General features: G+C 75.2%; 2 protein-coding genes. Both read left to right on the top strand.

Annotation, left to right across the window (positions count from 1 at the left end):
• The first annotated feature begins 285 nt into the window (after window positions 1–285).
• A complete protein-coding gene (locus tag ACFVHV_RS43540; protein WP_380359390.1) occupies window positions 286–2,082 on the top strand; it encodes a hypothetical protein in 1,797 nt (598 codons plus the stop codon).
• A gap of 287 nt (window positions 2,083–2,369) precedes the next feature.
• Window positions 2,370–3,241 (top strand): PepSY domain-containing protein (locus tag ACFVHV_RS43535; RefSeq protein WP_380359387.1); only part of this gene is annotated, 872 nt, incomplete at its 3' end.

The raw sequence follows: 3,241 nt of genomic DNA, 5'->3' as shown, positions 1-3,241 counted from the left end.
GGCCGCTACCGGCGGGCCCGGCGGCGGCCGCCGGACCCGGCGGCCCGGCCGGTGCCCGCCCCGGCCCCGGCGCGGGAGCCCGGGCCCCCGCAGGCGGCGCCCGGGCCGCCGGGAGCGCGGCCCGGGAGAGGCCGCCGGACGGCAAACCCCTTGGGCGGGCCCATGGTTGGCCGTGCGATATCCCGGCGGCCGGGGCGGTGCGGCGCGTACCATCGGACGCCCGCCGTCAGGTCGCGGACCGGCGCGCGGGGCAGCGGGCGGCCGGGGCGGGGACAGGGGTGGCGTGTGACGAAGAGTGATGTCCGGCGGGGCGTGGTGCGGCGCGGGCTGACGGCGCTGGCCGTCTGGTGGCTGTGGATGCCGCTGGTCGCGCTGCTGGTACGGCTGGTCAAGCACACCGTGTTCGGCGGGTTCGGGCAGCAGGACCAGAGCTACCTGCTGCTGATCGAGCGGGAGTTCCTCCCGCACGGCGGCGTGCTGGACGCGGCGCCGCTGTTCTGGCTCTGGGTCGCGATCGGGCTGTGCGGCACGGTGGGCGTGGTCGCGTACGTCGCGCAGGAGTCCGGGGCCGGCTACGGCGGGTGGCGGGTGCGCCTGGCACTGGCGGCGGTGCTGCTGGCGGTGGCCGGCTCGCTGGTGCGCACGGGCACCGGACTGTGGGACGACGACAAGGACGAGGGCCGCTTCTACGCGGCGGCCACCGTGCTCGACGTCCCCGCCGGCGGGGCCGGCACACCGCGCTCGGTCCTGCCGGTGACCGAGCACACCCGCGCCGGCGACGGCACCCGCTGCGACCTGGTCGGCACCGCGGACGTGCCGGCCTGCGTGAAGACCGCGCCGATGCCGGACTTCGACTTCGAGGCCCGCACCGCCTCCTACGCGGCGGCCACCAAGGCGCTCACCGACAGTGCCGGCCTGACCTCCGGGGTCCACCTGATGGGCCACAGCCTGCACTACCTGCCCGACGCCTCGCCGGGCGGCGGCGTGTGGACGGCCGTCCTGGACGGCTCCGGCGAGCAGCCGATGGAGGGCGTCGCCGTCTGGGACGGCCGCTCCAACTCCGTCACCACCTGCGCCTTCCGCGGCGAGCACGCCTTCGGCCGGGCCTTCGCCGGCACCGGGGCCGTCAGCCTGCGCAACCTGCTCGCCGAGCGCTTCCCGGACCTCGTCCACAGCGACCAGGACATCTGGGGCTACTGCGACGGCGCCGACCCCCGCACCGCCCAGCCAGTGGTGGTGATCTCGGTGGCCCGGCAGACCGGCTGGCACCAGCGCACCGTCCTGGAACCCGCCGGGGTGCTGGTGCTGCGCGGCTCGCCCGACGGCCGCCCGAACATGACGTACCGGGCGGACGTGGCCCCGGGCGAACTGCCGGGGGCCGTCTACCCGGCCTCGGTGGTCCGCTCGCAGATCCACGAGATCCAGTGGCTCGGCGGCCGCGGTGCGAAGGACGACCGCGGCTTCGGCTACGCGCACACCTCGGCGTCGACCAACGCCGTCAACCCGGGCGAGTTCCTGCTGCGCTCCAGGGCGGACGGCCACCTGTACTACGTGACGCCGCTGGTGCCGCGGGAGAGCTCCTCGCAACTGGTGGTGGCCTTCGCCGTCCTGCAGGCCGACCGGGTCGGCGGCGGCCTCAACGACCTGCACGTGTACGTGCGCGGCGACGACAGCCCGTCGGTGAACCTGGACGTGCTGGCCAGCCGGATGGTGTCGTACATGGCGCAGCAGACCTCGATCACCATCAGCGCCGGGCAGGGCGGCGCGCTGCAGGAGATCGTCCCGTTCGGCCGGGACATGTGGCGCGGCTTCGTGGACTTCAACGGGCAGACCCAGGACTACATCGACCTGTCGGGCGACGCCACGGTGACCCCCAACCTGGTGTCGCTGAGCGGCGACATCACCGCGCCCGGCGGACGCCCGACACCGGCCCCGACTCCGGCCCCGACACCGGCCGCACCGGCGGCCGGGTGCGGTGGCGACCCGGGGCAGCTGACGACCGGACAACTCGCCTCCTGCGTCGCCGAACTGTCCAAGGCCCTGCAGGGGCGCGTCCAGGACCCGGCACCCGCCCGGCCCTGACGGCCGGTCCCGCCACCGCCCGTCCGATCGCTCTCCGTCACCCCTGACGTGGTCTCAACCACCTCGGGAAAAGCCCAGCTTGACGCAGGCCCGCCCCTGCGGGCTTGACGGAATTTGCCAACCCGGCGCCTCACGCGCACCAGCCATTGACCCGGCCATGACGCCGTGTGAGGGTTCGGGCACCCGAGCGCGGACGGCCCGCACGGCCGTCCCCTCCAGAGGCGGCCCCGCGACGCCTCCCCAGCCTGCCGTCCGCGGTCGAGGACCCCCACACGCGAGGAGCCCCGATGCAACGCAGGATTTCCGCAGGAAGGTTGCTGACCGCGGCGACCGCCCTGACCGTGCTGGCCGGCATGATCGCCGCCACCGCGGGGCCGGCCACCGCCGCACCCGACACCACCCCGGCCCCGCCCAGCGGGCTGGCCGCCGCGGTGAGCGCCGCCGACGCCGCCGTGACGGCCGGTCTGGACGCGCTGGCCAAGGGCAGCGACGAGACCTACGAGCGCAAGGCCGTCACCCCCTGGGTGGACGGCCTCTACTCCGTCGCCTACGAGCGCAGCTACCGCGGGCTGCCCGTGGTCGGCGGCGACGCCGTCGTCCTCGCCGACTCCCGGGGCACGGTCCGCGCCCTGCAGTCCGCCGCCACCGGCCCCGTCGGCACCTCCACCACCGCCCGGATCAGTGCGGAACAGGCGGAGCGGACCGCCCGCAGCAAGGCGGCCTCCGTCGACACCGTCGAGTCCCGCCGCCTGGTCGTGCGGGTCAAGGACGGCACCAGCCGCCTGGCCTGGGAGACCGTCCTCGCCGGCCACAAGGGCCCGGCCCCCAGCCGCCTGCACGTGTTCGTCGACGCCACCACCGGCGAGGTGCTCGACAGCTACGACGACGTCCACGCGGGCACCCTGAACAGCGAGTGGAACGGCCCCTCGCCGACGATCGCCACCACGGCCTCCGGCGGCTCCTACACGCTGCGCGACCCGAACCGCCCCGGCCTGTCCTGCGCCGACTACGGCACCGGCCAGGTCTTCTCCAAGTCGAGCGACTCCTGGGGCACCGGCAGCGCCTCCAGCAAGGAGACCGGCTGCGGCGACGCGATGTTCGCGGCCCAGAAGGAATGGGACATGCTCCGCGACTGGCTCGGTCGCAACGGCCACAACGG

Source organism: Kitasatospora sp. NPDC127116, assembly GCF_042677365.1.
Lineage (GTDB): Bacteria > Actinomycetota > Actinomycetes > Streptomycetales > Streptomycetaceae > Kitasatospora > Kitasatospora lactacystinica.
The sequence above is the reverse complement of the archived record's forward strand: the minus strand, read 5'-3'. Positions and strand labels throughout refer to the sequence as shown.